Genomic DNA, 26,050 nt, shown 5'->3' with positions numbered 1-26,050 from the left:
TGACCACCTTTACATGAGTTTTTGAAAGTTAGACCACAAGCGATTCAATGCAATTCCCAGTATCAATAAAGCGACTGGTGGGAAAAGTTGAGCGATATTGTTAAATAGTGACATATTCGGCATGACCAGGTAGACCATCGTTAAAGCACTGATCACCCAAAATGCTCGAAACCAAATACGATAAAACTGAACTGTAACCTTACCAAATACGTACCTCTTCAATTTCCACTGGTACATTCCATCTGCTAGCATGGCAAATAGATAGGGCAGAAAAACGATTAGCCACCCCAGGATTAAGTTCCACCGGAAAATGGACTGATAAAGTAAGAGGGGTATGTTTTTGGCCATAGTGTAATTAATAGAGGTAAATTTTTCAGCAACAATGTTAATACCTCTGGCTGGTTTTTTGGTGTCAGGGATCAGAATAGTATTCAGATAGTCAATTAACTTATAGTCATGTACCAACCAATTTAAAGTCGCTTCACTATTTGCAATAACAGACTTCCAACGGTCATTTGATATGATGGACCGGCTTGCATTAACCTCCTGAGTAATCTGATATTTGAGCTCCTCAGTATTCTGGAAAGCCAGGCTGTAACCAAAATAAATGACCATGCCAAAAAAAAGCATTGTTCTGAGCACTGCTGCTCTGCTTGTATTATCCGCAGCCATTGCTTTCCCTCCATTCACGAAAAAGAGCTAGCCTCTGATCGTGATTGCAATAGTTGTTACGCCACATCGTCGGGATACCCAGGAGCCAGTGGTACTGTTTAGGTATGATTTGGTCGATGAGGCTTAACTCCGCCAGTTCTTTATGCTCTGCGCTTTTCCACTCGATCTGTCCCACATCAGGAACAAATACAGCGGTCCTTACTTTTGCGGCCTGGCGGGAAAATTCTATAAAGTTGATGCCCCACGGCGTCCAGTATCTGTACTGCTCGTTTAGGCCGATGTTAAACACCGGCAGAGAAAGAGTTGAGTCGGCAAAAGCCGAAATCACATTTTTGCAGACTCTTGGACTATCTATTTTTTCCTGTTCGGTTTTGAGATGAGTCAGCAGTGCACGGTCAATAATGCTGTTAAAGGTGTTTGTATAAAGGCCATTAGGGTCAGGAAGCCGATCTATGGCAGTAATGATTTTAAATTTTAACCGAGAAAGAAAGGGAGAGTCCTCAATAGTAACTATATGACTATGTGTTGTTTCTGGATGAATCTGGGGTTTGATGCGCTGTACTTGTTTAAAAGAGACACTACCTGGCAAATTAATGAATGCGCCCACCGTGCGTGTCAAATCGACGAAATAAGGCAAAAGATAACAACCAAGCATACGGGCATTCTTCTTTACAAGATCACACCGTTCGTCATTGTTATCGAAAGAAATACGGAAACTAACGAATTTACGTTCAGGACCTTCGCTGGTGGTCAGCGATTGAATCCATTCATGGCATGAACCTTGTGGTACCGACCAGTAGCTGGTTTCACGGTCCCCAAAGGGATCAGTCGTGATCAACTCTCCCTTTAAAAGGAAAAGCTCAGACAGGGTATTTGCCATGGAGAATAGGGAATCGATATCGTTGCTCTGACAAAATTTTCCCAAATGATGAAACGCGTTTTTTTCTATCTTAGTTAGCCGATCTCGAACTTCCTGAGAATCTGCGTACTTTAAACCCAAAGACTGAAAGCGCCTTTTTACGAGCGAGCGACATTTGCTGACTTTTAGTGCAGAGCTTAAAATTTGCTGGCGCGTCAGGACAATTTTTTCATCCATCAATGAAACTTCCTTAGAAATTTATTAAGATTTTTGATATCGAGATTTTGACGCAAAGTAACTTTTCCGGCCTTCTTGAAAAGCATTTCCGACAGAGTTGTGTTTGGCTTCATTTGTTTCTCAGCAACAGCAATAGGGATTTGGCCTACAACCTTCCTGCCATCTTGAAGCCTGGCAACTATGTGAAACATAGGGACCTGACCCAAGAGATCCTTTGGAATACTCTCTTCTAAAGTTGTCTGCTTTCTTTCTGAGATTGAACCTGAGAAGTTATTATGCGGCAAAGATGTTTCTGAACCGGTCGTATAAGTGACCATATTTGTGCTTATCGCACTCTTACCAAAGTTCTCTACAACAAGCGTCTGAGTAGGAGTATCGTTGACTCGCAAGCTTATATAATTGTTGCAGAGCCCCGTAATTCGATTGGCAGTTTCAACACTTGCCGCAGCAATAAAGTCGGAGATGGTTTGGGTGCAAATAAACAGTGCAATTTTCGCTGCACGACCCTGCGCCAGAAGGTTAATCATAGGGTTGTTAATGGCTGAGTGTGCCTCATCAACAAAAATACTTATCCTGGAATTAGCTGACATATCACCATCCTGAGCGTTGTAGCGACTACCGGCACAGGAGGTCAGATCTGACATTATTAATTGAGAAATAGCAGCTGCTGTATCGGGGTTTGAAAGGCCATCAAGCGAAATGTATAGCACCCCGCCAGTGCTGAACATCCCTTCGCTTGTTACAATTTCTCTTGATGATACTGAGTTCGGGTTAGGAGATAAAAGCTCATTTAAAGGTTTTTCAATGAGCATATCGAAAACAGGCATAATACCTGCGGTCATTTTAGCCATATGCTCTGGGTCGGACATTGAGTAATCAATAAGCTGGGAAACAGTATCTAACCAGTCTATTTGTTCGGACCCCTCGTAATTCATGAAATGAGCCGTAAACCATTCAGCGAGACGCTTGAAACGTACCGGCAAGGTTTCGTTAGCGACGTACTTAACTTTTTCGGTCCAGACATCGTAACCATAATATCTCGCGTAACATGACTCCATTACCTTGACTGTAAGATTCACAATAGACATGTGGCTTTTCATGTTCTTGTGAATCAGATAAATAGAAGGCTTTTTCTCTATGTAAGAAAGCCCGGAAATCACATTGGAAACGAGAGCCTTGGCATACTGAACGAATGGGTTAACCTCACCGGGAACTGTCACCAAGCTCAAAAGACGAGATGTTAGGTCAGAAACATTAGTATAGGTGTTGCAGACATCAATACAGACCGAAGATGCTGGCTGGCCAGGATGAAATTTATAGAAAGGAAGACCGAGGGTCTTAGCCTCTTCCATTAGAGATTCTCGCCACTCTGCATCGTTCTTTGGATCTATGACAACAACAACATGACCAAGATGAAGCATGCTAATGCTTAGTAAACGCTGTAGCACCGTTTTCCCGGTACCCACGTTTCCGGTTATCAGAGTATGACCAAACCAATTGTCTTCAGTTACAAATATGGGTTCCCTACGTTCCACAGCAAAAATTGCATTGCTGCCGCCCATCTTACGAGCCATTGCGTCAAAATGTCTCTTAATTGGGTTGAAGACGAATGGCAACTCGATCTCACGTTTATCACTGGAGAGGTTAGCTATTTGATATGCCCGATCCGCATGTTCCGGGCCCCACTCAAACCCATCACAAAAATAGGACTTTCGCTCGGGTATATCCTTATTTTTATTTTGATAATCCTGAACCAGTTGACGATACTTTCGCTCATTGGAGAAAAAGTTACTTTTGTTAATTACACGCAGTGAATCAAGACTAACGAACATGAAATGTCGCTTGAATACACGCCAATGAGCCATCAAGAATGGCGCTGCTGTTTTGCAACGATAAAGGCACAGCAAAAAAAGCAATATTGAGGTGAACAGAACTATTGGGGCGATGTCCAGTCCGTCTGAAGAAAGTCCCATATAAAGCATAGAAACCGAACAAATCAAAAGTATTGAGGCACTACGATACTCAAGAATAGGCCGATAAAAATTCTCTTGTGCATGGAGGTTAGTCCTCTTCGAATCTGACATTATAGGTTCCCAGCCTCTTTCAGGTTATTGATAATTCGTTCAATGTCCACTTTCGCCCGGTCTGATGCGGCCAGCAAAGTAGGCATGTTAAATGCATGGCATTTTGTATTGATCACAGCACCAGAATTAACGAGGTACTGAGGAAGCTTATTGAAAAGATCTTGAGCCTCTAACTGCGACCCAAATTTTTCCACGCAAGATTGGGTCAGATAGAGAGTATTAGGAGTACTTACCATAAATCTGTTTTTGCGCTTTCTTTTAAACGCCACCTCCATTTTGGACAGAATTTGATGCAGTACTGACGCAATTTCTACAAATTCAAGCTCTGTAACGTCACCTTCGCTTATAAGCGAGAATTCACCATTTTGGTCTGATTCAGTAGTTGCAAAGACTTTACTGTTCAGATTGTGACCAGAAACAGGTGATGCTGGTTTTTGTACTTCTGCTTTGTCCGATGATTTATTCCGGTTGCGCTTGGGATTTTGTTTTTCTACCGGTGCTGTTGGGGCGAACAGTCTGGCCAGTGCTGGCGAAAGATGATGCCCCTTAGCGTCTGTGGGCGCATGCTCTCCATTTGATTCTTCAAGTACAGGAGGTAAGGCGGGCTCTTCACTTGCCATCACACTGGTTGCGGCTGCTTCGGTCTGGGAATACACAACTTCAGCTGGTGGTGGGCAGTTACCCTCAGTATCTGGTTCTGAGTTTTCTTGTCCTACAGAAACATCCATAGAGCGTTCAATCGTACCCTGGGGATCAGCGTTCTGTTCTCGGTTAAGTTCTGGTAATTCTGACGGCTCGGGGAGAAGCTTTTCATTATGGACCGAAGAGCTTGTTGCACAACTACCGACTTCTGGCCGAGAAACACTAAGCTGTGTGAAATCGGTATAATCAATGATCTCATGCTCTTCATCTTCTTCCTCAAAAAGATGTTGATAATGTTCATATTCCACAGCCTCAGTTTTCAGCGGACCAGTCGCGGATGCACTATCGGTTCCATGATATTCCACGTCGCCAGAATGTTCTTCGACTGCATTTACACGTGGGGGAGGCAGCTCAAGCGTTTGCTTTGGACGTGGGGCAGAGTTTTCAACAGAAGACTCATCATTAATCACTAATGCCTGATACATAGAAGTATTGAAAAGTGACTTTAAAGTTGTTGGCCTTCTTGGCTCATGATAGGTGAGCTGGAACCCGGCGCAGTTATCGCCGAGCTGGACTAAACGCAGATCGTCAATGTCCCTTACTATCCACATTCCATCGAGAGAGCCTTCTCTGAATGTCAGTTGGAAATAGGGCTCTTCACTAAATGCTTTTTCATCTAATCCCGGCAGCAATGCCATAGTGGCATCTATGTTGAGGTAGGGGACAGCATCTACACACACTATATAGTCATTGGAAAGTGGAGCGCTTAAAAGGAGTTCATGAAGTTGGTTGACCAGGACATGGGATTCCGTGTCCTTTGCCGATTCATCTTCACTTTCTTCTATATCAGGAATGACAGGATCAGCTGCTTCCTCACCCTCAGATTTAACTATCTGCGTGTCATTATCAATTTCATTATCACTTTCGGCTTTCTTCTCAAAATCGTCGGATGAGCCTTCATTTTTCTTAGAATGTATATCAACATCAATAGAGGCAGTGGAGCGGCCTAAATCATTAACCTTAAGAACAGCCGTCTCAACAGTATCAGTAATTTTAGTTATAGCGTCCCGACCGGGCACTGGTCTTCTGTATTCAGTAACTGTTTTTTGCTCGTCAATGTAAATAAAGTCTTTATTGGCATTAACGCTAAAAAGACCCGGCACTGAGTCAGGGATTTTATAGGAATCAAAGATTAAACCAATCCACCTTAGCTTAAGAAGGTTATAGAATTCTAGTTTCCCTATCCCATTTCTAAAGATGTTTGATATTTCGTTTTCCGAATAGATACCCGGAATGAAGTAGTGAACGACACGCTCATCATCATAGGGCTCGACGTAACCACGTTGAACTAGGGATTCTACCAATACCGTCTTACCAGCCTCTCCCTGAGGGAAGTTATATTTATGTAATTCGAAATCATTGAGAACAAAATCAAGGAATGCGTTCTCGTTAAGGTATACCTCACCATTTACGATAATGATGTGCATAGGCTTAGCATTGTAATTGTTGATATTGATACTGGTAAAGTTGTGCTTGATGGTACTAATGGCCCTTGCTGCTGCATCATTAGAACGCAGACCCATGATAGGGTCACGTAAAACATTAAGGTCTGTACCAGTAGAATAGAAATCAGCGGTCCTCACGCATTTAGACAAAAAGTCATTCCCATCAGTATAAACGTTTAGGGCGGTGATCATTTTTGAATAAACACGTTCTTTATTTACCCGATCCAAAAATGCAAGACATACCGGGTTTAGGATTCGCTCAAGGAAAACGCTGGACCAGATATTATGTTGATTATGAATACGCTTTCGCCAGTGGATTTCGTATTCAACCACGTCATTTTCACGTGCCCAGTCAAGAAGACTTTGTGAGCTTGGCGTCCAAATGATCGGACTAGCTAAATTCAGGCTTACAATATCGAGATCGTAAACCTTTCCGGCATCATGGACTAAACCACAGATAAACGCAGCATAGAGATATACTTTTCTACGGACTACTTCTTCATCTTGATATCCGATTGGTCTCAGTTCTGAGTGATGCGCATTTTTTAAAGAGAGTATGGCCACTTCCAGGCTGTGAGAAAGTAACCCACCAATACCATTATGATGATGATTTTCGGAAGCTGGCAAAAGATGTATCCAGCGAACATATTCAACCAAGGGCTTTAATACTAAATTAGTAAATGTATATGCATCGTCCCTGATGTCGCTATCGCTGATAGCTAACATCATTGAAATTGAGTGCAGCTTTTCCCGATACAGAGACAGGATTGACTGTTCATTAAATGTCTGTATGCCCGTCGGACGAGTTGGATACTCGATGAATTTCAGGACTTCTGGATTTGGATGATCAGGAACAGTGTACTTCTGATCTCCTAGAATCTGCGCAAAAGGAGAGAGGCTTGATATATCCTCAATCATTACAGAGGTTGCATCATTCTCCTGAGATGAGAATATCCCCAAAATCCGTTTAATACATAAATACAGCGCCCTGAAATTCATCATCATACCTTATCGACGTTTGCCTGACAGTTCGGCTGCAATGTATGCCTGCACACTTTTATATTGCATTACTTTGGTGATGAACTCTGCTGGACTGTATGGCCCATCCTTACGGCGAGAAACATTCAGAGTCTTTTTCACATTCTCAACATATAAATTAATACTCTTTATAATGTTGTGAGACATAACCGGATAGTCGCTTACAGCCAGTAAACCCAATGAGTTGTACTCATACATTGTGTTCATGAGCTGGTTCATCTCGAAGATGTACTTGTAAAACCTCATGGTGTTGTGGTTATTGAAGTTGAGTTGTACTGGTTCAAAACTGAAAGGTACAAACTGAGTTGATGACATGAATGAGTCATTCTTGTCGAACTCAATTGACTTAATATAAGCAACAAGATTTTCTTTCATCTTATTGTTTTCTTCATGCAGCTCGTTGAACCAATCCTGAATAGCCTGAACAAGGTCAGGATGTTTAACTGCATCAACCGTTTTAAAGAGAGAGGAAATAGCGATACTCACATCATCAAAACCTCTGATGACTGCTCCATTTCTGGCAGTTAAAAACCGGTTAAAATCTGGGGTGCCGGGGTTAATAATAACTTTGGCCATACCCTGGTGCTCTGGTCTACGTTGAGTAGAAGTTTGAGCGTTTACGCCTTGCTTTTTATTTGAACCTTTTACCATTACATCTTTTGGTTCAATGTTAATACGCTCATTGTCCGTGATAATTGCGTCGGTCATTGTGCCACCTTAGTTTTTGAGTATTGACGGATTTTTCGTCCAAGTTCGATATATGCTGAATGATAGAGCTCAAGCATTTCTCTGTAAGGCTCCAGCAATGCTTCCGTTTCAGAAATCATTTCGTATTCCCAGCTGGCATGGTTTACAAAACAGTTCTTAGAATATTTTCCACTTTTCATTGGTTGCACCCGTTTTGACATGTGACTAGGCGCTCTTGTTTTATAAGGGCTGAACTGATGCCAAGTGATCGTTACTTTTCTGGCATTACCAATTAGCTCAACTTTTGGTGCGTAAGAACCCAGATACTCCCTCTTTGGAACTTTGCTATGTCGGGTAAGGTTAATCTCTTGGTGGTTTCGTTCCTTCCACTTGATCCAGTATTTTGTAATGAGATCTTCAGCCTCAACACGCAAACCTTCAATCTGAGCACGTAAATTTTTACGTGTTAGCTCTATAGAACTTATAAGATTCGAATTACTCATGACGCCTCCTGATGTGAAATTACTATACCGGAGGAAATTTCCGTTTTTTTTCACGAACAGAAGATTTTTGAATGCTCTTTGATGAGGGAATTGAACAGATGTAATGCACTCGCTGTTTCCCCCATTCGGGAGGGGCCTTCAGAAACAGTAACAGCGAGTTTAGCCTCACTTCCATCGCTACCCTCTAAAGTTACTTTTGAGGGAATGACCATTGTGGATTATTGCTTTTGATAATGTGCATTGCTCTATTAAAGTTATACATATATCTAGTGCCACTTTTCCAAAAAAAATGACCCTATGGAACTTTGTCCATAGTGACACTTTTATAAAAAGTGACCCTATGACGACATTACATAGGGTCACTTTTCAAACATAAGTGACCCTATGTGAGGTATTCATAGGGTCACTTTTCTTTGTTTAGTGATCCTATGTAAGCATGAGGTTGATGAAAAGTAAAAATGTCAGTTTATGACGGTCAGTGAAAGACGTCGTTATTCTAATCCAACGTTGGGAGGGGCTGGATTTAGGTTTTTTTTTAATCGCTTCACATTTCGTTAGCATGCGAAGAAATTTTGATAAAATTCTGGTCAGTTTGGTTAAAAAGTGTTACAAGTAAGCGGTGTGGTTGAAGGGATAGATTTAAGGCTTATTCAAGCCTTAAGAAAATACTAAAAGTTACTTTTCACCCTACCGAACACCTAACAAAAAATCCATGTTGAAGATTTGAACAATTGTAATGGCGCAAGGACAATCAGCACATGTCAGAATCTGATAATTTAACTCGTAGCTTACTCGGTAAACTTTTCCGCACTGAGATTTCGCTTATTCGTAGTTACCGTGCATTTTTAATGTTATTGCCTGTGCATGGATCTTCTGCATATCAAACTGGGACTCCTCTTCTCCAGCGTCGCCTATTTGGGAAAGGATTTAGTACAGCCGCTGATTTAGCTTTTGAAGTGGAAACACGTCCAGGTAGTTTTTTGGTTCCGCGTACACTCGGAAAGGAAATTACATGGGAGAGGTTTTTTTCTGCGGTCTTGGACGGTGATTCCAATGTAATTCGTGAATATGATACAAATGATATTGACTATGGTATTTACGATGCCGGTGAAAAAGTGACTTTTCTGAATGGTACAGTGGATATCTATAATCCCAAGAAGATTCATGAGTTGCGTTCTAAATGTGTTGATATACAGAATGACTACTTTATGCAGGTGTTCTTTATCTCAATGCTCGCACCAGAGTTTGTAAGTGTTTTCTTTGGTTTAAAACCAACTACAGCTGATGCTATTAAAGACATTGGTTATTCATCGTTAAAAACAATTAACGATGTCGTTCTTTTCCCACGTACAATTGCTTTCTCACAAGGGCATATTGAAGAGAGTGTTTCACTTAAAACGAAAGTTTTTGCCTGGGCTTATGAATTGTCTGCTGACATCCGGTTAGGAAAAGTTAGTGATGATTTGATGGAACTATTACGTTATGACACTATGTTCACCAGTCACCGTCAGGATGTGTTCAACACTTTAACAAATAAAGTTATGTTAAAGGATTATTAATATGGCAAAGGTCGATCAAACAAAAGCTAATGCTCTATTGCGAGCAGCAAGGACTATGTCGCTTGGGGCAAATAAAAATACAATACGAATTTTGTACGGTAATCATGTTGCTGAAAATATCGATTTTGAGCCTGGTGCAAAAACAAAACTCAAAAAAGGTATCCGGGGCTGGAGCAAACGCACAGATAACCGCCGAGCTTTTTCTGCTGTTATTGATGTCGCAGTTAACTATTTTGGTTTTGATCCAATAAATCCGGAAGCGAGTTTTCGGCAAATTGACTTCAACCGAATAATGAGTGTCCTTCATAATCTGGGATACTTTGTATGCGCACCGGAAGTTAATAAAATAATAGAAATCCTTACTTCTATGAAAGAAATTGAAGAACTAGGTGCCTGCGAAAAATGTAAACGCCCATACATTGTGCCAGTGACAAATGATGCTTATTGTCCACGTTGCAGATTATCTTCAACTGCTTCAGCCATAGAGAGGTATTCTCAAGAAGAATTAGATTAAATTTAAAAAAGATATCGCGAAACTTGCCTTGTCTGAATCTAAATATTGACTTAAGTCAAATTCTGTTGTTTGCTTTACAATCAAATATTAGTTACAACTTAAATATTAACTCTTGACAAGTAAAGATATAATTTGATTTTTCTTTATACAGTCTTTCTTCGTTCCAAAAAATGTTCACCTTTTTTTCTGTTGAAAACGTAAAACTACTTAGGTTCTCTAAAACCTTCTATGCATGACGACTTCTTAATCGCTTTCAATTAATATATTTTATATTCTTGCCTAAGTTCGCTTCTTTGATCCTTAGCTATTCCTTCTTTGAAATATAGAAACAGCGTTACTGGTGATGATTTTTTTCAGCTCTTAATACACCTGTTTTCAAAGCAATATTTGCTTTTAGATATTCGATAAAACCATGTTTTTGTTACACCGGATTTTTCACAATGTGCAAGATGGATGATCTTTCCATCACCGAGACTATCTTCTTAGTCAGCACTCCTTTTCCGTCCTTTTCAACATAAAAACGACCATGCTATACGAGCTCTAACCTTTTTTTTGTATGCCATCATAACCGCATCAGAAAAGGAGAACGGTCTATGACTCGTATTGCATTAGCGCCTTCAAAGATGGTTTTGCTTATGTCTTTGGTAATTACTGGTGCCCACGCCAGCCCTGAGCAACCCCTAATAAAAGATACGCCCTTTGTATCAGGCCAGGCTTATAAGAAGGGTTTCTTCTGGTATGACGATCCTGCTAAAAAAAGCGAAGCTGAAGAAGAAAAGGTTTTGCCACCAACCGGTGCTGCTAGCTCGCCTTCAAAAGAGGAAAAGGTAGATTTAAATTCAAAATGGCTAAAAGAGAATATGCCTCGACTGTTAACGCAGGCAATGGATAACCCTACCGCAGAAAATCTATCACGTTATTACACGGCGCAAAGGTTAATGCTGGATATCAGTACGCGTTTTTCTGACAAATCAAAAGATTATTTTCTTAAAAACCCGATGATGTCTGAAAAACGCAGGCAACCAGTGGAAAAGGTGGCACTGGATGCTCACCGCACTGTTGTTGAAAAAAATCAGCAAACGGTAATGAAAGATATCTTTACTAAGTCAGGTTTATTTTTCTTTTTCCAGAGTACTTGCCAGTTTTGCCACGAAGAGAGCCAAATACTTCAATTTATGCAGAACTATTATTCGGTAGATATTCTTCCAATCAGTATGGATGGAAGGCCATTGCATAATGGCCTTTTTCAGGATTTTAACATCCCCAATGCACAAATTATTGATCAATTTAAAATTCGAGAGGTACCTACAATTTTCCTGGTTTCAAAGGATGGGACATCAGCTCAGCGCATTAGTGAAGGCATGATCTCCGCTGATGAATTAAAGAACACTATTATACTTGCCGCGAAGGGCATGAATCTGATCGATGACGCTTCGTTTCAGTCAACTCTAGATATTAAAAGGCAATATACCATCGGTGATGATGGCGTTATTACCGTTAATAAATCCGAAATGGAATCAGACCCATTCTTACTTCAAAAAATAATGGACCAAAAACTCGAAGGCTATGACATGCCTACGGCCGATCCGGTCAATTATCTCAATGCTGGCGGCAGTTTTGGAGGCACTTATGCGCAGTAATGCCGTTTTCAACTTCAAAAAGTTACTTTTGTCTCTTTCTGTTTGTGCTGCAATTTTAGCCCCGACTGCAAATGCAGACAACGCAATGCGTAACATTTTCAATGGCATGATGACGTCTACCAGCCCGGCCACCTTTTCCACAGCAACCCGTACAGGCATAGTTGGCGGGTCAATGTCTTACCGAACAACAAACGTTAATACCAACCTTGTTTCCATGTCGTTTCCAAAAGCTTCTGTCGGTTGTAATGGTATTGACGTTTTTCTTGGGTCCTTCAGCATGATCAACGGGGACCAGCTTGTGCAGGTGGCCCGTGGTATTGCCCAGGGTGCGGCTATCTATGCTTTTAACGTTGCTGTTTCAGCTATTTGTGCTGACTGTGCTGCAACGATTAATGACATCCAAAACAAACTGCAAGCGCTAAATAAATTTGCGAAAGATTCATGCAATGCAACTTACTCTTTCCTTTCTGAAAACGTGGGTACGCCAAGCCAGTTCGCTAACTCAGTTAGCTCTGGACCAGCCTCAATTCTGGGATCGATTAATGGTCTCATTCCTGATTTTGGCTCATCGATGACAAAGTCACCTGAAGCTGTCACTTCTCAGGTTAAAGCAAAGGATCCCGAAGAGTTCGCTGAAAAATTCAGTGGTAACCTCTTCTATATGTCGTTCATGGATATTGATAAGGGAACAATGAACATCGGAGGGGTAACGGAGTTATCCGGTTATAAATTGGCAGAACAACTTATGTCTCTCGTGGGTACTGTCATTATCAACTGGGATAGCAAAGGCGAAAAAGCGGGAATGGAAGTCCGCCCGTCTACCATGACTGTCACGGATTACATCATGGGGCCACCAGCTGGCGGATCAATTAAAATGCTCAAGTGTTCTCCGGCACCAGATCCATCATCCCCACGAAAGGCTCAGTGCCTTGTCATGTCAGAAGTTAATGACGGTGGTTTTAAGGGATTGAAGGATACCATTTCTGATCTTCTTTTAAACGTACAGAAAAAAATCATCAACGACGTTCGTGTTTCAGATGATGAATTACGCATTATCTCCTATATCGGCATCCCGACCATTATCGACTCTTTGCAAACATTCGAAGCACCGGAAGGGTACGCATACATTCAGGACATAAGCACTATTGCTGCGACGAGCCTCGTAATCAACATGTTGCGCCAGGTTGAGGCCAAAATTTCAACCATGAGCATACCGAGTGAGTCGCTGTCGGGTAAAAGGGATGATCTCAACCGATTAACAGACAATCTCTCAAAACAGGTTAAAGCCGCCTATGAGCTATCGCACAGCCAGGTCGGTACCAGCTCGGACGTCATTTCAACCTGGGATAACCGTCGCCTGCAACGGAAGGCTTTCACTGAAAGTATTCGTGGCACACGTAACTGAGGTCTGACATGGATTACAACATATATACCCTGGGTGATATTGATTTTGTCTGGTCGGCTTTTACCGGTATTGCCCTAATCTTTTCTCAATATACTGGTGTAAAAGAGTTCCTGACCACGGCCGCCGTTGTAGCAGGTGTGAGCCTATTCTATAAAACGTGGCTATGGCTTCAGGCTCCGACCAAAAATGAATTACCGTTTTTCTCCTGGTTTTTGGGGTTGATCCTTTTCATGATGGCAATGGTTCGAGTGGATGTAACTATTGAATCTGTAAAGTCGGGAGAGGTCAGAAACGTCGACGGAATTCCAATTTTTATTGCTGCGATGGCCACCGTCACCACTAACTTAAGCCAGGGTTTGCTGAAGGATTATAAAACTGCGTTTGATCCGCTTTCTCCGGTGGACCTGTCTGCAACAACTCTGGACGATGACATCACCCTCGGTCCGATGATCCGATTCGTGAAGTTTTTGCAATGGGGCGGCGATAGCCAGGGCTACTGTTCTGCATTTCCTGAACCGGCCAGCGGGCTAGGGCCAATGAACGTATGTGCTACCGTTCAGTCTCTTGCATACAACTGCCTGAAGGCTACCCAAAACTCAAGCGCAAATATTGCCGGTAAAGAAACTATTTTTAACGATATTTTCTCAGCTAATCTGGCAGATAGCATGGACCGGATTAATCAGGCGATGAAAGGCGCACTGAAGAATGCCTCTGCCAGTATTGTTGGCGCTAACGGTTCAAAATCTGGTACGTGTGATGAGGTCTGGTCAACTGTGAAACAGGTTACCAGTACAGCTGAAGCTCGCCAGACTATTTCCCTTATAGGACAGACAAACGGCATCCTTACTCCAGACGAAGCAAATGGTGCACCTACCGGCGCAAGTTTTACTGATGTTATGGCGTCAGCAAATGGTATGTACGGTAAGGCTATTGGTTCGTATGACGCCACCCTGAACCTGTTCATAATGAATGAGCTCAGAAATGGCGCAAGCAAATATAAGACCCCACTCAGTCTGGCTTCCGATATGCAGTTGTTTGAGGCTTCTCTGAAGCGAACCAACACAATGGCTTCACAGGGCCAGTTGTGGTTACAACTGTCTGGAGCAGCAATCGCATTCCTTGAGATGTTTGCTTACATGGTTGCTCCATTTGCTTTGCTTATGCTGCTGGCGTTAGGTGGTAATGGTGTTGCCGCTGCGGCGAAATATTTGCAACTTATTCTCTTCGTGAATATGTGGCCGCTTACGGCAGTAATGGTCAACGCGTATGTGAAGAAAGTCGCGACGGCCGATCTGGATACCTGGAGCACCCTCAACAGCCAGAATAATGCCGTCACGTGGATGGGGCTCCCAGGGCTTGCGGAAACATACAGTTCATACCTGTCTGTTGCTTCCGCGCTTTATGCTCTGATTCCGGTACTCACATTATTCCTGATGACACAGTCGATTCACCCGATGATGAATGCGGTTAAGGGAGTGACCCCCGATGCGCCGGTGGATACTGGTCATGTAACGCCCAAAGTATGGGATGGCCCTAACAGCGGTAAATCTTCATTTGGTGACGTGACACGAACCGCCTTGACCAGTACCGGTCAGGGATACAGCGATGGCGGCGCAGTTGATTCAAGTAATTTCCGTCTTGGAATGTGGAATGCTGGTTCAAGTATCGCTAACAGCCAGGGGCAAGGATCAGCTGTAACCTCATCAGTTATGAGTGCGGCAAGTAATTCATTCCAGGCTGGTTACAGTCAGATGAGTGAAATTGGAAGGTCAGGACAGTCGAGCCAGCAGTTCTCAACCAACCTGCAAACAATGAAGCAGATCTCGGATAAGATTGGTGCCTCTGTAGCAGAAGGTATTGCAACGAAACATGGGGTGAGTGCGTCTCAGATGGCCAGCATTGCTTCAAATGTTATTCTAAACGCTGGGCTTAATGGAGGTGCTGGAACTGGCAACGGAGCCGGGCTGAAAGCAGCTGTAGCAGGGCAATTGAGTAGCGGCGCATCTAAGACCAATACAGGCAGTGACTCGCTTTCAAATGACCTTTCAAAAGCAATCACGAATCAGCTTAGCCAGGATTCTGCTTTGACTGACCAGTTCAGTAAAGCGGCGTCTCAGGTAAGCAGCGATCAGATATCCAATACTAATGCGTTTAAAGAAGCATCGTCGAAAATGAACCAGGCGACACAGACGATGGCGCAAAACATTTCTACATCGGTATCGACTAACGCCAGCTCCAATAGTGGAATGAGCCTTGATTCTAAACAAAGCATTAACCTGGACAGGTTCTCCGATTCTATTCGCAACAAAAACTTCAGTGATGATGATGTAAGGAATTTTGCTCGTAAGAATGGGCTGGATGAGAATGCGTTTATGGAGAAATTCAACTCCTATAACGATACCTTCAAGGCCAGTAATCAGCTTGGTTCGCAGCTTCAACGTACTGACGCGCTTGTGGCTGCAACACGAGATTTCAGTGAGCAAAAAATTGCGATTGATACCGCCCGGGGAGAGACGGCCGAAAGTAATAAACAGGATCTCCGTGAAACCTCCAGCCTGCTTAAAAGTCTGGTTTCCGACTTCGGTGGTAATGCACAGCAGCTGCTACCTATCACCAATCAGCTCGACAGAATTTCAGGCGAAGGGTCAGGAATTAATACTATCACTCAGGCACAGGATAGAACTCCTGACAGCGTAAATACGTCTGGCGTGATGAGTGCGTCACGCGTAGGGGAACTGGGTGGAAGTGTTGATTCGCAGGCTAAACTCGGTCTTTCCTCCAACGCTCAGGACGCGACTCAGCGTGTCCCTGGAAAAAGTGAAGCTGGCTTTACTCCGTATAACCTTGATAACGCGGGCAAAGGCGATATTCAGGGAATACATAACAACAACGTGGGCCGCACTTATTCTGATGAAGAAAGGAATGTGCTCAATTCTCTCAAAACGAATGGCCCTGTACTGAATAATCAGGGTGTAGAGAAAGTCGTCAATTCAGGTCAGGATGTCAGAAATGCAGAAGGCACATTTAACGATCTGGAAAAGGCTACCGGAGGTCGGGTGGTTGGTGATGGAATGGATCAACGAGCCACTGCTTTGAACAGTATGTATCAGAGCGGTCAAGTTCGTGGCTTATCTAATAACACTGATAACTACTTTAGTCGTGTTGCCAACAACCCGAACTTAAGCCGGGACGATAAGCGAGCTGAATTGGCACAGCAAGCTGTCTTTACCTATGGTGCCAGCACCATGGCTACCGGTGCCGAAAGAGAGCAGCTCAAAGCGGATACCCAGAAGATCCTTAATGAACTGGGTAACTATAACGTTAACTGGAGTATGAATGACGTTCAGAGCATCCATAGCAGTTTCAACACTCATAACAGAGCTGATGGTTCACTTGAGTCAGTCGTACGGGCAAACCTAGGAGAGGGTGGGTCGGGCGGTGGTCTCGTTGGTAACCGCACTCAGACCGTCACAGATCGCTTGGTTGGGGAAAAGATAGAGGCCAACACTGAGCGGGGCGCGATTTCTGGTGCGCTACTCGGGGGCCAGCAATTTGTTTCGGATACGCTAACCAGCGTTGGGGCGAAACCGGTAAATGAGATGCTTACGGGAGCGGGCATCCTTCAAACCCAGACATCGATAGCAAATGATGCCTCTAACCCTGCAAATATGCCTGATTCTCTCCAGGGTAAAGTCCTTAATCACATGCAGATGTCTGATGGCGTCGCAGCTGTAAGTGACCGGTATCAGAGTATTAGCAGCGACGGCGTTTCGACTTATGCGAATGCAGCGCAGAACTCTGAAAGGGCTATCCGGCAGCAATTGACGGATGACCCACGCTTTGGGCCTCAGAAAGCAGATGAATTCATTCAGTACATGAAGTCAGAGCTGAGCAACACAAATGAGCCTTACCAGTCACGTGTCGATAAAGCGGATCAGTGGCTTAATGAAAATAAAAGGTAGGTGAGTTTCAAATATAACCTAATGAAAATTAAACGTATTTACTAAAATATGGTGTTAAACAGTGAAGGCCGCAAAGTATAAATTTGCGGCCTTTTTTATTCATAAACTTAGCTGATTTCTGTACAATCTCGTTCTTTATGTAGTAGATGTTCCGGCTGAATAGGCACTGAGACACAGGACATGGCAAACAAAGTAAAAGATATTAACCATCCATCTATTAATGATAGAGAACGTCGTGTCTTGGAAGAACTAGGTATATGTAATGGTGCACACTTTAATAATTTGCTTAAAATTGCCCGCTATCGTCTCAATGCTGGTTATTCCCATGCTGAAACTGTACTTTCTTTACGCTGCACAGGCTCATACATTGAGCGTACCGTAATGCATGCCCCCAAAAATACCCGTAAAAAACTACGTGAACACCTACAAAAATTTGCTCTAGAGACAGAGCAGAATAGCGAAACCGTTTATTCTAATTACAATACTCAGCTCCGTGTAATTCGAGAAAAAAAACAAAAAGAACATTTGATGGCCAAGCGTAAGGAGTACATTCGCGTTCGGCTAGAATCTTGTAAAACAAGGGGGGAGCGGTTGATGGCGTTCGGTCTAATTGACACTATCGATCCCGAATATATACAGGAACTGGAAGACCATCTGGCTAAGGTTAGTCATCGTAAGATGTTGGAGGATAATGACCGAAAGGTAAAAGAACGCAATAGACTGTTGAGTGAAATGAAAAAAAATTCAGCCCGTCTCACCGAACGAATAATCCTGTCGGAAAAAGAGGAACCAGATGAAGAAGCCTCTCTTCCAATACTGGTACGTAGATATATTCCCGGCGGACGTGCCGCAGAGTTCGCTATTTATGCACGTTCAAACGCTACATTACCTCCACTAGAGATCATTGAGGGTTTTCTAGGGTATCCAGTTGGTGGCCGCGAAAGATCGCAGGAAGATCAGCCTAAATCTCCACCGGCCGCGATTATGGTCGCTATGAAGACTGATGGTATAGAAGAAAAGGAGCTTCAGCCGAATATTCCTGATGAAACTACTGTACCGGGTAAGCGTAAGGGTAGTAAGACAACTGTCGAGACACGACCAGATCAGGCCTCATTTGCAGAAGCCGTCCGCAACAACTGTTATGACCAATGTGTGATTACAGGCTCTAGACTGCGCCAGCGCACTGAGGCTGCTCATCTGATGGAGCATCGTAACGGAGGAGTAGACCATTATACAAATGGGTTGCTCTTACGCCATGATATACACGATCTTTTCGACGCAAACATGATTGCCATTCATCCGGTGACGTTGGAGGTTAACATTCTCGCTGAAGCTTTGGCGGTAGATCATGATTTAGCGGCATATCAAGGAGAGTTTATTAAGCCGCTGCGTAAACCCATCAATACTGAATTCCTAAAGCACCGTTGGCAGGTTTTTCAGCACCGGAACCAAACTGAGCAGCAAGCTTAAGAGACCGGCATGTTTTCTTCCAACTGTGCAATGCTTTGACCCGGGGCAGAAATGGAGAAGCATAGAACTGATAATGCGGGCATGCTCTCCGTAAAAGTTACTTTAATTCAGGAAGCCCAACGTTTCATAAGCAGATGATACCTGGTGTTAAGAGCTGCAAGATCAGATTCGGTGAGGCCGGTGTAATAATTGGTTTTTTGCAAATGTGGATAACCGACCGGGAATAATGATTCGTCGTCATCAAGGCAGATAAATGCTTTAACTCGATGTGAAAATACAAAGTCCTCACACTCAGCAGCCCGCACACCTGACTGATTAGGTTTTAAATATACCGAATCGGTAGCACCTATGACTTTGTCTCTATAAGGTAGCCGGAAAAGAGATTTCAGGTAAGTTATACTGGCACATTCACGCCACGAACTGGAGATGACAATCACCATGGAAGGGCATTTATCCAGTAATTTTTCCACCAATGGCATTCGCTCAAAGGTTTCATTTTTGCACCTGTGACAAACCCCATCGAAATCTAAGAAAAGCACGACATGCGAATCAGGGAGAGGGCCCCATAAACCAGCTGTTGTTTCTTCAGGAACACATACTTCTTCATGAAGAGGGCTTTTCTGCATCAAGAAAGAAGAGAGAATCTTAAATATATTTCTTGCAGAAAAAGACAATTTATTACCCCTGAGTCTATGCGAATTTTTTGCGGGGGGGTACCCAAGCTACTCGATGATCTTCTGTAATATCAGGTTGAATTTATTTAACAACAGGAGTCGGGTTTTGCTCCGGGACATTTTTAGCTATATGGCCATTGTATCGAGGAGGTTGTTGGGTCCATTGATAAAGCTCACCCATCCCGTTACGCTGCTGGATCCGGCGATTGTACTTTACCATGAAGTTAAATATGTACTTTGCACGTACCTTTGGGGTTTTGCTGTTGTAATCTGCAATCCCTTCAAACACATTGCCCTTGCGATCAACAATTTTTCTGTAGAGCCACCATGTTCCAACCCAGAAACTAGCGCAAGCATCGTAAGCCAGAACCCGCCACGTTACAGTCGGGAAATGCTTTTTTATTTCAGGCAGATTGGATGAGTTGATCTGCATCGGGCCAATATCATAAGTGCCGTTAGTATTCCTGCTGAAAGTACCAACCTTACCGCCTTCATTGTCAAACAACGTAAAAACCAGTTCGGCATCAATTCCGAAGAAGCGGGCGGCATCCGTAATGCACTGAGTGTAAATCTCATCAGGAACGGGAATAGGTTTCACATCATCTGCTGGTGGTGTAAACACAACGATTTCTCCACTGAATCTACGTTTTATCTATTCTCCCATATATCTATCGACTTTCTTTCGGCTTTACCCGTTGATTTAAGCGTTTAAGCAAAATTCTGGAATTTTTGGGCGTGATAATATTAGTGCTCGATTCAAGGAGCATAAATGAAAAAAATTATTAAGGCATCGGTATTACTTCTTTCATTAAGTACCGCCTTCACGATGAATGCCGAGCCGGTTAATACAATGGTACTGCCAGATGCAGCCCGGGATAAGCTCAAAGCCATTGGGCTTTCAATCGAGCACGTCGAACCCTCGCCAGTAAAAGATATTTTTACGGTGATTTCCAGGGAGGGGGTAAGTTACGTGAGCAAAGACGGAGATTACATTTTTACCGGAAGCTTATTCCACGTGAAAGGTAAAGATGTGGTAAACACCACTGAGCAGGCCATTTTAATGGGCGTCCGGGAATTCGCATCCAAAACAAAATCCATCGACTACAAATCACCAAACGAAAAATACCGGCTTGCTATCTTTACCGATATAACCTGTGGATACTGCCAAAAACTGCATCATGATCTGAAGTCTTATCTTGATGCCGGTATTTCGATTAAGTTTCTTGCATTCCCACGTGCAGGACTGAACTCGGTAGTAGCCGGGAACATGGCCAAAATCTGGTGTTCAGCAAAGCCAAACGAAGCTCTGGATGCAGCGATGAATCCGGTTTCAACTATCCCGGAAGGACGTCCTGATGAGGCTTGCTTAAACATTATCAAATCGCATTTCCAGGTGGCCTCAACAATCCCGCTGCAAGGTACTCCTACCATGGTGACACTAAGCGGCAAACCGCAGTTATTTACGGGGTGGCTGAGCCCGGAAAACCTGGTGACCCAAATGGGCGCTGCGCAAAAGTAACTTTTCCGACTGTAAGAGGTGTGTATGAAATCTACTTTACTGAGTACGTTAATGCTGGTTGCTGTAGGTGTACAGCCCGTTTTCGCTGCACAATGTCAGTACGGAGCCTGTGGAACGGAAAACGATCCAGGAATCGTATTTCTGATGTCATCGGTACAAATGGATCAAGGTGAACAACTAAAGGAACTCTCTGGTGTTGCGACCACAGGTGACACCATCTCTAAAAAGATGGAAAGCTACCTGGGAAATAAAAAGCTCAAGGTAAACACCGACAGTACCCGCAAGGGGCCGGGTAATACCACCATCAGGCCTACAGATGAGCTCGCCCCAACGAGGCAACTAAAAGTTATCCGGCCCGAACTGGTAAAAAATCCCGATTCGCAGCTCGTGGTAGCTTTCAATGAGCGCCTGGCCTGATTTATTGACTGAGAGCGTCCAGAAGGAAAAAAGATGTCGATACTCAGTAACTTCGTCATCAGGGCAACGGGGATACCTGACAAAAAGTATCTCCGGGATCCCGTAATAAAACGTTGTTATGAACGTCTGAGTCGTAGGGTGCCTGCTCTAATGACGGGTTGGCTTCTGTGCATTCTGGGTTCAGGGTATGTCAGTATGGCACTGGAACAGCCTGATAGCACTGTGTTACTCAGTCTGCTGCTGTTGTATGTTATGTCAGGCATTTTACTGATGCAGTTCCAGTATATGTATTCAGAGCGAAGCATAGGCTACAAGTTCTACCTGGAAGTGCTTATGAATGCAGCCGCCAGTACTCAACATAAAGAACAGTTACAGTATCTAATCATTAATAAGCCCAATTCCATCACGATGGGCGATCTTTACCGACTTTATGATTTTAATGGGGGAGGGCGATAGCCACGTTTATGTGCGTGTCCAAAAGTCACTTTTGAACATTCTCTTCCCGCCGTCTGCTTTCAGTTCCAGGGGATCACTGCAACATAATTTCCGGAACGCAGCGGCGCATCAAATTTATCAGTAAAGGCGTCGATCATTGCTGAATAAGCAATGCTGTCTGACGGCACAGGTGCATTGCTTTGCATACTCACTTTCAGAACCTGCTTTGCTCCTTTCGCTGACGGGTATACCTCGACATCCAGCTGTCGCATATAGTGCATCTGCGACATCGTCTCAGTGCCTATTACCCCATCGACCGGCCTGTAGTCATAGTCAGTATGCGATTCGCCATGCTTGTCAGTTCTCGTTGTCTTTTTATCTACAACGTAGCCTGTCACCCCAGTAAGAAGCTGCTCGCTATACTGCATGTTCTCCTGTGAGCTGCTCATTCGGAACCTGAGCACATAATCTGGCTGGTGAGTGGAAATAATGACTCCTTTTTTTGCTAATCCATCAGCAAAACGGCCTGAAAACATTCTGGACTGAATACTTTCGTCCGGAGGGACTATCTGAAACCTTTTATTTGTAACAGGACGAGGCATTAGATCGTACGCATCTACCTGGTTTGCGAAATGATATCCACAACCACTCAAAAGCATTGCGGTTGTGAGTATAAAGCCCTGCCTAATCATCCTTTAATCTCCAAAAAGCATTGTTTCACGAATAATTCCGATTTACCGGGCCAGTATAATCCATCGCAGGTTAATAACTAACAGGCTGAAAAGCATAAAGGTAGCTATGTCTAAAGAATTTTATTTAAAACCGATGGCCACGATTTTAATTTCTGCGGTAATTGCTACCGCTGCCTCGGCGTTAATCGCGGCAACTTATTTTAAACCGAAGGTGCTCAGTGAGGAAGAAATTGGCAAAATTGCCGCTACTTACCTGGTAAAAAATCCCCATTATTTAGTGGAAGCAGGTAAGGCGCTGGAAAATCAGAACGTAAGTGCCTCAGTGGAACGAATAATTCCATATGCGCCAGCTCTGCTGGATACCAAGGAGACGCCAAACATCGGCCCGGATGACGCCGACGTCGCGGTAATCGAGTTCTTCGACTATCAGTGTATTTACTGCATGCGGGTTACACCTGTTGTTGAATCGGTAATGAATCAGAGCAAAGATGTAAAATTCTTCTTTAAAGAATTCCCGATTTTTGCCGGTTCAAAACCTGTATCTGCCATGGGGGCCGCTACGGGTCTGCACGTCTATCAGAATTTCGGTGCTGAAGCCTATCGTAAATACCACAACAACCTGATGGCTGTGGCTCATACCTTCATGACCTCTCAACGCAAATTCGAACTCAGCGACTTTAATACTGTGGTGGATAAGTCAGGGTTTAACAGCACGTTTTCTGACAGGGAAAAAAACCGATATGAAAACGTGATCTCCGGCAACATGCAGCTGGGCGAAGCGCTTGGGATCACCGGCACACCCGGCTTCATCATTATGAATATGAAAAAGCCGAATGCGGCGACTACCACATTTATCCCCGGGGCTATGGACGCAGCAACTTTGCAGGGCGCAATCGAAAAAGCTCGCGGGGCCTAAAGTTACTTTCACTTTTGATGAGTACGGCCATGCCGGTCATGGCCGCTACGCTTTTACAACGAGTAATTCATCCCAGCGGGTCGTATATCTCGGTGATAGCATGGCCTGTTTCATACGAAAATCCTGTTGAATGCCTTCCCCCAGCAAAAACAGAGCTCCGCGCTTTTCTTTATTGAACCGGTCCATAACTTTCATCAGTGCCTGACTGCCAGGCCTGGCCGGGCGCTCATCAAACAGGCTGAGTTGCTCTGTGCCGTCAGTCATAGCGGAGAGCATTACCCCAGCTTTCGCATACGCTATCCCGGGTTTGTAAATGCGGTTCAGGATGGTCATGGCTGCATCAACCAGATCGCGGGTGTCCTGTGTAGCGGTAAGCGGCTCGATACCACAATTGCTGTAGCGGTTTTCACCTTGCGCATAATTGCTGCTCTGAATGAAGACTGTGATTTGACGGGTCCACGAGCCATCCTTGCGCAGCTGCTCTGCCGCCCGGGCGGTAAAAAATGAAACTGCCTCATGTAGCTTGCCTATCTCATTAAGGCGCTGACCAAAACTTCTGGAAACGATAATCTGTTGCCGGACAGGAGGGGATTCATGCAGCCGGAAACATGGTTCGCCATGCAGTTCCCGCCAGGTACGCTCGATTTCAACGCCAAAGCTTTTACGTAAAAAGCGAACGTCGCTATTATAAAAATCACCGGCAGTGATGATCCCGAAAGCCGACAGGCGTTCACTGATCTTTTGACCAATACCCCATATTTCTCTGGTACTGATAAGGCCCAGGAGCTTCCTGATCCTGGCCTGATCAGTCAAAACTACAACCCCGCCTGTAGCTGCCCATCGTTTGCTCGCATAGGTGCATAATTTAGCCAGGGTTTTGGTGCTTGAACACCCCACACCACAGGTAAGGGACAGATTATGAAGAAGTGTACTTCTGATCAACCGGCCGTAATCTTCATAATCTATTATCTTGTTCATGTTTTTCAATAACATGAAATTTTCATCTATGCTATATCGACTCGATTGAGGCGCGAAGCTTTCCAGCGTTTCATGGAAGCGATTTGAGTAGTCTTCATACAAAGTAAAGTTAGAGCTCCGGACTTCGATCTGGTGTTGCTGAATCAAATCCCTGCACTTAAAAATTGGGGTCCCACGCTTAATACCAACGCTTTTAGCCAGTTTATTCATTGCAATGACGGACGAATCGTTATTGCTGGCTATGATGAGCGGCTTTTTTGCCAGCTTGGGATCCATCGCACACTCAAATGCCGCATAGGCCCCGTTAATATCAACGTGCATGTACATGGCTAAACTGATTCAGTGCAAAGGTGACGACGCCCCATATCTCAAGGGATTCGGGATTTACACGTATCGGCTTATAGGCTGGATTAGAAGGCATCAAAAGCAGCTCAGGATACGTGTGTAAGATCTTTACCGTGAACTCTCCATCCACCAGCGCAACGACGATAGAGCCGTGTCGTGCCGTTAAAGACCGATCCACAACCAGAATAGCGCCATCATTGATACCGGCATTGATCATACTGAGGCCCGCCGCCCTGACAAAGAAGGTTGAGGGGCGGTTACGGACTACATATTCATGCAAATTTAATTCATTATCTTCATGCCCGGCGCACGGACTCATCACTCCACAGCTCAGTAAATCACTGAAAAAAGGTGCCATTTCGTAAGGCTTGTTGCTAATGTGCTCAAGGATAACAGACATAGCTACACTCGAATTCTCATACTGTATGTATAAACAGTATTGCGAGTTACAGAGAAAAGATCAAATCTCTCCGGTAACGCTATCGAGCCTGACGAAAAATTAAGCTTTGTCACAAACACCAAAAACCATCTTTTACCGATAATGGCGAGCTGGCCTACGAAGAAGGTATACAAGCTAGGATGAAAGGATTCTGATGCCCCTCCCACCAAATTTTTTATCTCCTGAAGACCAGGCTGAGTACGATGCTTATATGTCAAGATTCAGCGAGATAAATCACTATTATGATTATCACACTGTCCCCGTGATTGACTGGTTCTTTAAACAAGCAACCGAGGCGTTGCATCACGAACTATGGATACCGGCCTGTACGAGCTTCCTGAACGGGATTGAAACATCACTCATGGTTACGTTGAAGTCGCTGATGCTGAAACCAACAGTTAACGATCAGCATGCAGCTCCTGAGCTGGTGGACTTGGAGGGTATCTCCGTAATGAGTAATGCCTTACTGAGAAAGGCCAAGCAGGAAGGGGTGCCGGTAGAATTACTTTCATTTCCAGCCGAGCAGGATATGTTGGTTAAGGTAGCAGCCGGGAGAACACCTGAAGCAGAAATTGTCAGGCTGAGAAACAACCTATGCCATGGCAACATTCTGGAGTTTATCATGTCTGTTGATATCGGTACTTCAGGACCCATACGTATTTTTACGCCTGAATGCTGTCGTGAACTGGCGCATGAACTTTCGTCCATTTCCAGGAATTGGGTGGTAGGTTTGCACAAGGGCACTGTTGCAAAGTTAGCGATGAGGCAGCCTTTTGTCTTATTCAAAGGCCTTACATTTCAAAAACTCTGCTTACCAGGCGCATTTCGCCCAGGGGATCACCATAATAAAATGCTGAG

General features: G+C 43.9%; 22 protein-coding genes. 11 read left to right on the top strand and 11 right to left on the bottom strand.

What is annotated here, in order from left to right; translation table 11 throughout:
- Window positions 1-9: 9 nt before the first annotated feature.
- Genes K0778_RS19005 through mobI form a run of 6 tightly spaced genes read right to left on the bottom strand, consistent with a single transcriptional unit; the run spans window position 10 to window position 8,227 of the window.
- Complete coding sequence (locus K0778_RS19005; RefSeq protein WP_000718549.1) at window positions 10-672, bottom strand: DUF4400 domain-containing protein; 663 nt, start codon at window positions 670-672, stop codon at window positions 10-12.
- On the bottom strand, window positions 659-1,768 hold the full coding sequence (locus tag K0778_RS19000) for a hypothetical protein (RefSeq protein WP_046788496.1): 1,110 nt from the start codon (window positions 1,766-1,768) through the stop codon (window positions 659-661). The genes K0778_RS19005 and K0778_RS19000 overlap by 14 nt, the downstream gene beginning before the upstream one ends.
- Window positions 1,768-3,852 carry a conjugative transfer system coupling protein TraD gene (traD, locus tag K0778_RS18995; RefSeq protein WP_046788497.1) on the bottom strand — a complete coding sequence of 695 codons (2,085 nt, stop codon included), beginning with the start codon at window positions 3,850-3,852 and terminating at the stop codon, window positions 1,768-1,770. Before traD ends, K0778_RS19000 begins: the two co-directional genes overlap by 1 nt.
- Window positions 3,852-6,998, bottom strand: coding sequence for a MobH family relaxase (gene mobH / locus K0778_RS18990; protein ID WP_001011151.1), 3,147 nt, complete (start codon window positions 6,996-6,998; stop codon window positions 3,852-3,854). Before mobH ends, traD begins: the two co-directional genes overlap by 1 nt.
- Before the next feature lie 9 nt (window positions 6,999-7,007).
- Window positions 7,008-7,745 carry a hypothetical protein gene (locus K0778_RS18985; protein WP_000128631.1) on the bottom strand — a complete coding sequence of 246 codons (738 nt, stop codon included), beginning with the start codon at window positions 7,743-7,745 and terminating at the stop codon, window positions 7,008-7,010.
- On the bottom strand, window positions 7,742-8,227 hold the full coding sequence (gene mobI / locus K0778_RS18980) for a conjugative transfer protein MobI(A/C) (RefSeq protein ID WP_000071885.1): 486 nt from the start codon (window positions 8,225-8,227) through the stop codon (window positions 7,742-7,744). The genes K0778_RS18985 and mobI overlap by 4 nt, the downstream gene beginning before the upstream one ends.
- Before the next feature lie 758 nt (window positions 8,228-8,985).
- On the opposite strand from mobI, the gene K0778_RS18975 reads away from it, so the two are divergent.
- The 6 genes from K0778_RS18975 (at window position 8,986) to K0778_RS18950 (ending at window position 18,777) form a co-directional block, all read left to right on the top strand.
- Window positions 8,986-9,786: a hypothetical protein gene (locus K0778_RS18975; protein WP_000004209.1), complete on the top strand. Its 801-nt coding sequence runs from the start codon at window positions 8,986-8,988 to the stop codon at window positions 9,784-9,786.
- A 1-nt stretch (window position 9,787) separates the two neighbouring features.
- A complete protein-coding gene (locus K0778_RS18970) occupies window positions 9,788-10,300 on the top strand; it encodes a hypothetical protein (protein ID WP_001140953.1) in 513 nt (170 codons plus the stop codon).
- Window positions 10,301-10,893: 593 nt separating this feature from the next.
- Window positions 10,894-11,940: a thioredoxin family protein gene (locus K0778_RS18965; RefSeq protein ID WP_000196728.1), complete on the top strand. Its 1,047-nt coding sequence runs from the start codon at window positions 10,894-10,896 to the stop codon at window positions 11,938-11,940.
- The gene (gene trhH, locus K0778_RS18960) at window positions 11,930-13,345 is read left to right on the top strand and encodes an IncHI-type conjugal transfer protein TrhH (protein WP_001257292.1); all 1,416 of its coding nucleotides are present in this window, start codon (window positions 11,930-11,932) and stop codon (window positions 13,343-13,345) included. The genes K0778_RS18965 and trhH overlap by 11 nt, the downstream gene beginning before the upstream one ends.
- 8 nt (window positions 13,346-13,353) lie before the next feature.
- Window positions 13,354-17,307, top strand: coding sequence for a conjugal transfer protein TraG N-terminal domain-containing protein (locus tag K0778_RS18955; protein ID WP_046788498.1), 3,954 nt, complete (start codon window positions 13,354-13,356; stop codon window positions 17,305-17,307).
- A 180-nt stretch (window positions 17,308-17,487) separates the two neighbouring features.
- The gene (locus K0778_RS18950; RefSeq protein ID WP_001284752.1) at window positions 17,488-18,777 is read left to right on the top strand and encodes an HNH endonuclease signature motif containing protein; all 1,290 of its coding nucleotides are present in this window, start codon (window positions 17,488-17,490) and stop codon (window positions 18,775-18,777) included.
- Window positions 18,778-18,884: 107 nt separating this feature from the next.
- Here the strand turns inward: K0778_RS18950 and K0778_RS18945 are convergent, their stop codons facing one another.
- Both K0778_RS18945 and K0778_RS18940 read right to left on the bottom strand, forming a co-directional pair.
- On the bottom strand, window positions 18,885-19,403 hold the full coding sequence (locus K0778_RS18945; RefSeq protein WP_015059500.1) for an HAD domain-containing protein: 519 nt from the start codon (window positions 19,401-19,403) through the stop codon (window positions 18,885-18,887).
- A gap of 130 nt (window positions 19,404-19,533) precedes the next feature.
- On the bottom strand, window positions 19,534-20,073 hold the full coding sequence (locus tag K0778_RS18940) for a lytic transglycosylase domain-containing protein (RefSeq protein ID WP_000494967.1): 540 nt from the start codon (window positions 20,071-20,073) through the stop codon (window positions 19,534-19,536).
- 147 nt (window positions 20,074-20,220) lie between these two features.
- Here K0778_RS18940 and K0778_RS18935 point away from each other — a divergent pair, with 147 nt between their 5' ends.
- The 3 genes from K0778_RS18935 (at window position 20,221) to K0778_RS27765 (ending at window position 21,843) form a co-directional block, all read left to right on the top strand.
- Entirely contained in the window at window positions 20,221-20,970 is a 750-nt protein-coding gene (locus K0778_RS18935; protein WP_000720274.1) for a thioredoxin fold domain-containing protein, read from the top strand.
- Between the two features lie 24 nt (window positions 20,971-20,994).
- The gene (locus tag K0778_RS18930; protein WP_000843244.1) at window positions 20,995-21,387 is read left to right on the top strand and encodes a hypothetical protein; all 393 of its coding nucleotides are present in this window, start codon (window positions 20,995-20,997) and stop codon (window positions 21,385-21,387) included.
- A 195-nt stretch (window positions 21,388-21,582) separates the two neighbouring features.
- Complete coding sequence (locus tag K0778_RS27765) at window positions 21,583-21,843, top strand: hypothetical protein (protein WP_001424629.1); 261 nt, start codon at window positions 21,583-21,585, stop codon at window positions 21,841-21,843.
- A gap of 59 nt (window positions 21,844-21,902) precedes the next feature.
- Here the strand turns inward: K0778_RS27765 and K0778_RS27760 are convergent, their stop codons facing one another.
- Window positions 21,903-22,271, bottom strand: a complete 369-nt coding sequence (locus tag K0778_RS27760) for a hypothetical protein (protein WP_223677324.1) — start codon at window positions 22,269-22,271, stop codon at window positions 21,903-21,905.
- A 349-nt stretch (window positions 22,272-22,620) separates the two neighbouring features.
- On the opposite strand from K0778_RS27760, the gene K0778_RS18915 reads away from it, so the two are divergent.
- A complete protein-coding gene (locus K0778_RS18915) occupies window positions 22,621-23,430 on the top strand; it encodes a DsbA family protein (protein ID WP_000031377.1) in 810 nt (269 codons plus the stop codon).
- A gap of 45 nt (window positions 23,431-23,475) precedes the next feature.
- Here K0778_RS18915 and umuC read toward each other — a convergent pair whose 3' ends face one another.
- Window positions 23,476-24,735 carry a translesion error-prone DNA polymerase V subunit UmuC gene (umuC, locus tag K0778_RS18910; RefSeq protein ID WP_042634445.1) on the bottom strand — a complete coding sequence of 420 codons (1,260 nt, stop codon included), beginning with the start codon at window positions 24,733-24,735 and terminating at the stop codon, window positions 23,476-23,478.
- The gene (gene umuD / locus K0778_RS18905; protein WP_000111290.1) at window positions 24,719-25,153 is read right to left on the bottom strand and encodes a translesion error-prone DNA polymerase V autoproteolytic subunit; all 435 of its coding nucleotides are present in this window, start codon (window positions 25,151-25,153) and stop codon (window positions 24,719-24,721) included. The genes umuC and umuD overlap by 17 nt, the downstream gene beginning before the upstream one ends.
- A gap of 193 nt (window positions 25,154-25,346) precedes the next feature.
- On the opposite strand from umuD, the gene K0778_RS28620 reads away from it, so the two are divergent.
- The coding region (locus K0778_RS28620) for a hypothetical protein (RefSeq protein WP_373467744.1) at window positions 25,347-26,050 on the top strand (704 nt) is incomplete at its 3' end.

The sequence above is a fragment of the Escherichia sp. XD33 genome (assembly GCF_019375075.1).
GTDB classification, from domain to species: Bacteria; Pseudomonadota; Gammaproteobacteria; order Enterobacterales; family Enterobacteriaceae; genus Enterobacter; species Enterobacter flexneri_A.
This window is presented reverse-complemented; position numbering and strand designations above follow the sequence as displayed.

Bases quoted from the DNA above. Each gene is read 5' to 3' on its own strand.
- K0778_RS19005 (WP_000718549.1), bottom strand. From the start codon at position 672: ATGGCTGCGGATAATACAAGCAGAGCAGCAGTGCTCAGAACAATGCTT.
- K0778_RS19000 (WP_046788496.1), bottom strand. From the start codon at position 1,768: ATGGATGAAAAAATTGTCCTGACGCGCCAGCAAATTTTAAGCTCTGCA.
- traD (WP_046788497.1), bottom strand. From the start codon at position 3,852: ATGTCAGATTCGAAGAGGACTAACCTCCATGCACAAGAGAATTTTTAT.
- mobH (WP_001011151.1), bottom strand. From the start codon at position 6,998: ATGAATTTCAGGGCGCTGTATTTATGTATTAAACGGATTTTGGGGATA.
- K0778_RS18985 (WP_000128631.1), bottom strand. From the start codon at position 7,745: ATGACCGACGCAATTATCACGGACAATGAGCGTATTAACATTGAACCA.
- mobI (WP_000071885.1), bottom strand. From the start codon at position 8,227: ATGAGTAATTCGAATCTTATAAGTTCTATAGAGCTAACACGTAAAAAT.
- K0778_RS18975 (WP_000004209.1), top strand. From the start codon at position 8,986: ATGTCAGAATCTGATAATTTAACTCGTAGCTTACTCGGTAAACTTTTC.
- K0778_RS18970 (WP_001140953.1), top strand. From the start codon at position 9,788: ATGGCAAAGGTCGATCAAACAAAAGCTAATGCTCTATTGCGAGCAGCA.
- K0778_RS18965 (WP_000196728.1), top strand. From the start codon at position 10,894: ATGACTCGTATTGCATTAGCGCCTTCAAAGATGGTTTTGCTTATGTCT.
- trhH (WP_001257292.1), top strand. From the start codon at position 11,930: ATGCGCAGTAATGCCGTTTTCAACTTCAAAAAGTTACTTTTGTCTCTT.
- K0778_RS18955 (WP_046788498.1), top strand. From the start codon at position 13,354: ATGGATTACAACATATATACCCTGGGTGATATTGATTTTGTCTGGTCG.
- K0778_RS18950 (WP_001284752.1), top strand. From the start codon at position 17,488: ATGGCAAACAAAGTAAAAGATATTAACCATCCATCTATTAATGATAGA.
- K0778_RS18945 (WP_015059500.1), bottom strand. From the start codon at position 19,403: ATGCAGAAAAGCCCTCTTCATGAAGAAGTATGTGTTCCTGAAGAAACA.
- K0778_RS18935 (WP_000720274.1), top strand. From the start codon at position 20,221: ATGAAAAAAATTATTAAGGCATCGGTATTACTTCTTTCATTAAGTACC.
- K0778_RS18930 (WP_000843244.1), top strand. From the start codon at position 20,995: ATGAAATCTACTTTACTGAGTACGTTAATGCTGGTTGCTGTAGGTGTA.
- K0778_RS27765 (WP_001424629.1), top strand. From the start codon at position 21,583: ATGGCACTGGAACAGCCTGATAGCACTGTGTTACTCAGTCTGCTGCTG.
- K0778_RS27760 (WP_223677324.1), bottom strand. From the start codon at position 22,271: ATGAGCAGCTCACAGGAGAACATGCAGTATAGCGAGCAGCTTCTTACT.
- K0778_RS18915 (WP_000031377.1), top strand. From the start codon at position 22,621: ATGTCTAAAGAATTTTATTTAAAACCGATGGCCACGATTTTAATTTCT.
- umuC (WP_042634445.1), bottom strand. From the start codon at position 24,735: ATGTACATGCACGTTGATATTAACGGGGCCTATGCGGCATTTGAGTGT.
- umuD (WP_000111290.1), bottom strand. From the start codon at position 25,153: ATGTCTGTTATCCTTGAGCACATTAGCAACAAGCCTTACGAAATGGCA.